Below are 6306 nucleotides of genomic sequence, written 5' to 3'. Positions count from 1 at the left end.
GCTGGCCCAGGTCCGCGGCGTCGACGTCGAGGAACTCCCCGAGGAGAAGGACCTCACCGCACCCGTCGCGACCACCGCACCAGAAGGCGCGTGAAGTCCGTGACAGCCGGCCATGTCGGTGTCGTGGCGGACAGCTCTGGCCGCTCACCGGCCCACACCGCTGCCCCTAGCCACTGCCGGGCGGCCTCCCGCAGCCACAGCAGTCTCCTGCCACCGAGCCGACGGCACCGCCGGAGCTTCCGCTCGCGCCTCGCGGCTCAGGTCGTGGAAGCGGGGCCGGGCGGCAGGTGGACCGTCATGATCAGGCTGCAGGTTTCGGTGCCGGAGCCGCGGTAGGTGTGAGGGGTGTCGCCGTCGAACGTGGCGGTCTGTCCGGCCTCCACGGTGTGTTCGGTGCCGTCGACGATCAGGGTCCTCCGGCCGGAGGTGACGCTGGCGGTTTCCACGGCGCCGGCCGGAGGTGACGCTGGCGGTTTCCACGACGCCGGCCGGTGGGGTGGCTGGGGTATTCCTCGTCCGGTTCCAGTTGCCAGCGCCAGACCTCGACAGGCGCCGGGACTGAGGTCGTCAGCATGAGCCGGGCCTCGCTGCCCCGCTCCCCGGTCCACAGTGGTGCCCCGGTGTCGGCGGCCACGACGCGGACCCCGCCTTCGGGCGGTCCCTGCATCAGGTCGGACACCGAGATGCCGAGGGTGTCGGCCAGCCGGACCAGGGTGGCCAGGTTGGGGTTGCCCTGGGCTTTCTCCAGTGCCACCAGGGCTCCCTTGCTGACCTGGGAGCGCCGGCTGAGTTCCTCCAGGGACAGGCCCGCACGGGTACGGGCCGCCCGGACTTGTGCGCGACCGTCCGCAGGACTGCGGCTGTCTCGACCATCTGATCTCCATCCTCACCACCAACCACTTCAATACACCGCGCGGTCGTTTGGTTGACACAGGTCGGTCGTTACGATGCCCGCACATCTCAGGGCGCCGTGACCGAGGGCAGCCAAACCGCCCTCATGAACGGCGTCCATACCGCCGTCCTCCTCACCGGCATCCTCGCCCTCGTCGGCGCCGCCCTCGCGGCACTCGGCCTCCGCGGCCGCAGCGACGAGCAGGTGTCGAGCCCGGTTCCCTCCGAGGCCGCGCCCGTCGACACCGCGGCCCAGCCAGGCACGACGGCCGTCCAACGGCGACCACGAACGTCACGGCCAAGATCCCGTCCTCGGGCGGCACACCGGTCAGCGGCCGTGTCCGTCGCGCCGAGTCGGCACCCGTGCCGCGGACACGGGCGCAGCACGCCCTTGTCTGCGCCTACGAACGGTGAACCTCGGCCGGCCGGCCTAGGACAGCGTGATGCCGAGTCGCTCCGCCAGCTCATGGGCACCGACGCCGTACGTCTCCCGGATCCGTACCCCGTCGGGACCGACGTCGAAGACGCCGTGGTCCGTGTAGACGCGGCTGACGCAGCCGACGCCGGTGAGCGGGTAGGTGCACTGCGGCACGAGCTTCGGCTCACCGGTGCGGGTGAAGAGCGTCATCATCACGTAGACGTCCTTGGCGCCGATCGCGAGGTCCATGGCACCGCCGACGGCAGGGATGTCGTCGGGCTTGCCGGTGGTCCAGTTGGCGAGGTCGCCGTCGAAGGCGACCTGGTAGGCCCCGAGGACGCAGACATCGAGGTGCCCGCCGCGCATCATGGCGAAGGAGTCGGCGTGGTGGAAGTACGCCGCTCCCGGCAGCTCGGTCACCGGGACCTTGCCGGCGTTGGTCAGGTCGGGGTCGACCGCGTCGCCCTCGGCCTTGGGGCCCATGTTGAGCATGCCGTTCTCGGTGTGCAGCACCACCCCGGAGCCGGCCGGCAGATGGTCGGCGATCTTGGTGGGCTGCCCGATACCGAGGTTGACGAAGGCGCCGGCCGGGATGTCTCGTGCGATGACGGCGGCCAGTTCGTCCATCGAGAGCCGGTGTTCGGCGCTCCTCGGCGCCCCGGCGTACGCCTGGCCGCTCGACGTGGTGGTTGACGTGGTGGTCATCGGGCCCCCTGCACGGTGTAGTGACGGGCCGCCACCTGAACGACCCGGTCGACGTAGATGGACGGGGTGACGACGGCCTCGGGGTCGAGTTTCCCGGGCTCGACGACCTGGTCGACCTGGACGATGGTCGTCGTCGCGGCCGTGGCCATGACCGGTCCGAAGTTGCGGGCAGTCTTCCGGTAGACGAGGTTGCCCATCGCGTCCGCGATGTGCGCGCCGATCAGCGCGTAGTCGCCCTTGATGGGGTACTCCAGCAGGTACTTGCGGCCGTCGATCTCACGCTCCTCCTTGCCTTCGGCCAGCGGCGTGCCGACCGCGGTCGGGCAGTAGAACGCGCCGATGCCGGCACCGGCCGCGCGCATCCGCTCGGCGAGGTTGCCCTGCGGCACCACCTCCAGCTCGATCTTCCCCTCGCGATAGAGGCCGTCGAAGACCCAGGAGTCGGCCTGGCGCGGAAAGGAGCAGAGCACCTTGCGCACCCGGCCGGCGGCCAGCAGCGCGGCCAGCCCGACCTCACCGTTGCCGGCGTTGTTGGACACGATCGTGAGGTCCTTCGCACCCTGCCGGATGAGCGCGTCGATCAGATCGAACGGCATGCCGGCCAGGCCGAAGCCGCCGACGAGGATCGTGGACCCGTCCTCGATACCGGCGACCGCCGCGTCCGCGCTCTCGACGACCTCCGCCCGGCTCACTGGGCCGACTCCGTGACGTCGCAGTTCTCGAGTACGACGGCCAGCCCCTGACCGACCCCGATGCAGATCGCGGCGACGCCGTAACGCTGCTTCGTCTCGCGCAGCACCTTGGCCAGCGTGGCGAGGACGCGACCGCCCGAGGCGCCCAGCGGATGCCCGATCGCGATGGCGCCGCCCTTCTGGTTGACGATGGCGGGATCGACCTTCCACGCGTCGAGGCAGGCGAGCGACTGCACGGCGAAGGCCTCGTTGAGCTCGACCGCGCCCACCTGGCCCCAGCCGATCCCGGCTCGGGCCAGCGCACGGTTCGCGGCCTCGACCGGGGCGTAGCCGAAGGCCTGCGGCTCCAGCGCCATCACACCGCGGCCGGCGATACGGGCGATCGGGTCGGCCCCGATCACGGCGGCAGCCTTCTCGCTGCCCAACAGCACCGCGGAGGCACCGTCGTTGAGCGGGCTGGCGTTGCCCGCCGTGATGGTGCCGCCCTGCTCCGCCGTACGGAAGACCGGCTTGAGCCCGGCCAGGACCTCCGGCGTGGATCCGGCTCGGATGCCCTCGTCCCGGGTCAGGTCGACGCCTTCGACCGGCACCACCATGTCGTCGTAGAAGCCCGACTCCCACGCTGCGTGGGCGAGTTGGTGGGACCGGGCGGCGAACTCGTCCTGCCGCTCGCGGGAGATCCCGAAGCGCTCCTGGAGCTGCTCGTTGGCCTCGCCGAGGCTGACCGTCCAGTCTTTCGGCATCCGCGGGTTGACCAGCCGCCAGCCGAGCGTGGTCGAGACCGCGGTGACATCGCCGGCCGGGAACGGCTTCGCCGACTTGGGCAGCACCCACGGCGCACGCGTCATCGACTCCACGCCGCCGGTCAGCACCACCTCGGCGTCGCCGGACTCGATCGTGCGACTGGCCGTCATCGCCGCGTCGAGGCTCGAGCCGCACAGCCGGTTGACCGTGGTGCCGGGCACGCTCACGGGAAGCCCGGCGAGCAGCGCCGCCATGCGGCCGACGTAGCGGTTCTCCTCGCCGGCGCCGTTGGCGTTGCCCCACACCACGTCGTCGACCGCGGCGTGGTCGAGGCCCGGCACCTTGGCGAGCGTCGAGGTGATCGCGGCGGCGGCGAGGTCGTCGGGGCGGACGCCGGCCAGTGCGCCGTTGAAGCGGCCGAACGGGGTCCGCGTCGCGGCGTAGATGAAAGCACTCATGGCAGCGACGCTAGTCCCGGGCCACGATATTCTGAAGTACGCATATCCGAGCCAATTGATACGGACGACATATGGATCTGCGTCACCTGCGGTACTTCGTGGCGGTGGCCGAGGAGCGCCACTTCGGTCGCGCCGCCGAGCGGCTCAACATGGCCCAGCCGCCGCTCTCCACGCAGATCCGCCAGCTCGAGGCCGAACTCGGCGTCGAACTGCTCCACCGCACCACACGCCGAGTCGACCTCACCGAGGCCGGCCGGGCCTACCTCGAGCGGGCGCGCGCGATCCTCGCCGACGTCGACGAGGCCGCCCAGCACGCACGGCTCGTCGCCGCCGGCTCGGTGGGCCACCTCGCCATCGGGTGCGTGGGCTCGGCGACGTACAGCCTCCTGCCCGCGCTCTCGCGGCGGCTCACGGAGGAGCTTCCCGGCGTCGACTTCTCCTTCCGCGGCGAGATGCTCGCGCCCGACCAGGTCGAGGCGCTGCGCACCGGCGCGATCGACATCGCGCTGCTGCGCCCTCCGGCCGCCGACCTCTCCCTCACCGTGCACACCCTGCGCCGGGACCGGCTCGTCGTCGCCGTACCGGTCGACCACCCCCTGGCCCGCCGGAAACGGCTACGTATCGCGGACCTCGCCGGTGCCGACCTGATCGTGCACTCCGCCGACCGCCGGTCGGTGATGTACGACGTCGTGCTGGGCCTTCTGCTCGACGCCGGCGTCGAGCCGCACATCCGCCACGAGGTCGGCGAGACCTCGACGCTGGTCACGCTCGTGGCCGGCGGCCTCGGCGTCGCAGTCGTGCCCGAGCCCGTGACCGCGTTGGCGCTCGACGGCGTCGTCTACCTACCGCTGGCCGGGGCCGACGCACGCGTGGAGCTGGCCGTTGCCCACCGCCCCGACCGCTCCGAGCCACACCTGGAGCGCACCGTGGGGATCATCCAGGCAATGTTCTGATCACACGCCGCTTGTCCGCTGTCCGCGTCCACGACGGGTCGGCGACCGCCGACGCGGTCTCGGGCTCGGGCTCGGGCTCGGGCTCGGGCTCGGGCTCGGGCTCGGGCTCCAGGCTGTACTTGCCTGCACTGGTTCTGACCGCGCGCTCGCCGCCCCTGGACAAGTCTCGTCAGCCAGGCTGCAAGCAGGTCGCCCTCCAGGGGCGCGAGGTGCTCGCCGATCATAAAGTTCAAGGACCAGGACCCGAACTTCTTCGAGTCCGACGCGCACGCGGTGCCCCGTCCGCACCGCGCGGTGTCCCGGGCGGCGAGGCTGGCGTCAACCAGTCTCGTCACGGCGGCGCGGAGGCTGTCGACGGTCATGAAGTACCGACGCACGTGCCGCAGCGCGAGAGGGCCGGCAGCAGTCGGCGCTGGCGGACGCCACGGTCGATCCGCTCGCACGCAGCCACCGAGGAGAACTCCTCGGTGAAGCCGGTCAGGAAGTCGGCGTTCTTCAGCAGGTCCAGCAGGTCCAGCAGGTCCAGCAGGTCCAGGATGTGGGTTCGTTCAACCAGCTCGTGGTGGCGCCTCCTGGATGTCAGCCGGCCTGGACGAGGTGCTCGGGGACCCAGGTCCCGTGGGTGCCGCTGCGCAGGCGAAGGGGAGATGGAGGGTGGCGAGAGGGCGGCTCACCCCCTACCTCGGCGAGCTCCTTCGCCACCACCAGAAGGCACCAGAGCTGATGCGCCTGTGGATCGAGCTCGCCGCCGCGGCCTCACGGCCGGATCATCCGGCCCACATCTACTTCGTCGAACGCTATGAACGCGGGCGCACCCAGTTCGCCGAGGGTTTCCACGACAAGGCAGAGCGCAGCAGGCTGCGCGAAGGCATCAGTCCCGAGAGCGCGGCGGTCCTCTTCCATGCCGTGCTCAACGGGCTCCAACTGCAGTGAGTACTCGACCAGGACCTCGACATCGTCGGACCCGTCACCGACTTCGTAGGCCTGCTCTTCGACCAGCGCGCCGACGAGTGAGCGGATCGTCGTCCGTCTCGGCGCCGGGGCACGCTGGAGATGCTCGCGCATGGCATCACGGGCGGCCTCAGGGGAGCGTTCACGGACGACGGCGACGATCCGTTCGTGTTCCTCGCAGTAGCAGCCGTGCCGCTCCGGGCTGAACGTGCGCGACGGCGAAGCTGCGGTGCAGGTCAGGAGCTGGGCCAGCACGTCATGAGCAGTGCCATGGCGCAGATTCACCGTGTGGCCGGCAGCCGGTCGGCGAAGAGGACACCTGTGCTTCAGCCCAGCTCATACAGCCCGCCTCCGCTGCCGAGCCGCGAGCCGAGCCTGATGGTGACAGCCCGTTGACCTGGCACTCCGCCACGATCAAGGGGCAGTCAAAGGCCAGGGAGGTGAAGTCCATGACAGGCGATCGCAGCGGCGGGGCCGAGACGTCAAATCCCCGC

5 protein-coding genes and 2 pseudogenes are annotated in these 6306 nt (G+C 70.8%); 2 read left to right on the top strand and 5 right to left on the bottom strand.

Going from position 1 to position 6306, the window contains the following annotated elements; translation table 11 throughout:
- Positions 1-257: 257 nt before the first annotated feature.
- From AC5P09_RS44625 to AC5P09_RS44610, 4 genes and pseudogenes are all read right to left on the bottom strand, one after another.
- Positions 258-873: pseudogene (locus tag AC5P09_RS44625) on the bottom strand (helix-turn-helix domain-containing protein).
- 448 nt (positions 874-1321) lie between these two features.
- Positions 1322-2014: a 3-oxoacid CoA-transferase subunit B gene (locus AC5P09_RS44620; RefSeq protein WP_493879405.1), complete on the bottom strand. Its 693-nt coding sequence runs from the start codon at positions 2012-2014 to the stop codon at positions 1322-1324.
- A complete protein-coding gene (locus tag AC5P09_RS44615) occupies positions 2011-2706 on the bottom strand; it encodes a 3-oxoacid CoA-transferase subunit A (protein WP_493879404.1) in 696 nt (231 codons plus the stop codon). The genes AC5P09_RS44620 and AC5P09_RS44615 overlap by 4 nt, the downstream gene beginning before the upstream one ends.
- Positions 2703-3908, bottom strand: a complete 1206-nt coding sequence (locus AC5P09_RS44610) for a thiolase family protein (RefSeq protein WP_493879403.1) — start codon at positions 3906-3908, stop codon at positions 2703-2705. Before AC5P09_RS44610 ends, AC5P09_RS44615 begins: the two co-directional genes overlap by 4 nt.
- A gap of 71 nt (positions 3909-3979) precedes the next feature.
- On the opposite strand from AC5P09_RS44610, the gene AC5P09_RS44605 reads away from it, so the two are divergent.
- Both AC5P09_RS44605 and AC5P09_RS44600 read left to right on the top strand, forming a co-directional pair.
- Positions 3980-4861, top strand: coding sequence for a LysR family transcriptional regulator (locus AC5P09_RS44605; protein ID WP_493879402.1), 882 nt, complete (start codon positions 3980-3982; stop codon positions 4859-4861).
- A 576-nt stretch (positions 4862-5437) separates the two neighbouring features.
- Positions 5438-5731, top strand: a pseudogene (locus AC5P09_RS44600) (hypothetical protein); the annotation flags it as partial.
- Here AC5P09_RS44600 and AC5P09_RS44595 read toward each other — a convergent pair.
- Positions 5618-6067 (bottom strand): FCD domain-containing protein, encoded by a 450-nt coding sequence (locus AC5P09_RS44595; protein WP_493879401.1) that lies wholly within the window; start codon positions 6065-6067, stop codon positions 5618-5620. The pseudogene AC5P09_RS44600 and the gene AC5P09_RS44595 sit on opposite strands and share 114 nt — an antisense overlap.
- Positions 6068-6306 lie beyond the last annotated feature (239 nt).

This window comes from Streptomyces sp. a15 (assembly GCF_059026085.1).
The sequence above is the reverse complement of the archived record's forward strand: the minus strand, read 5'-3'. Positions and strand labels throughout refer to the sequence as shown.

Bases quoted from the DNA above. Each gene is read 5' to 3' on its own strand.
- AC5P09_RS44620 (WP_493879405.1), bottom strand. From the start codon at position 2,014: ATGACCACCACGTCAACCACCACGTCGAGCGGCCAGGCGTACGCCGGG.
- AC5P09_RS44610 (WP_493879403.1), bottom strand. From the start codon at position 3,908: ATGAGTGCTTTCATCTACGCCGCGACGCGGACCCCGTTCGGCCGCTTC.
- AC5P09_RS44605 (WP_493879402.1), top strand. From the start codon at position 3,980: ATGGATCTGCGTCACCTGCGGTACTTCGTGGCGGTGGCCGAGGAGCGC.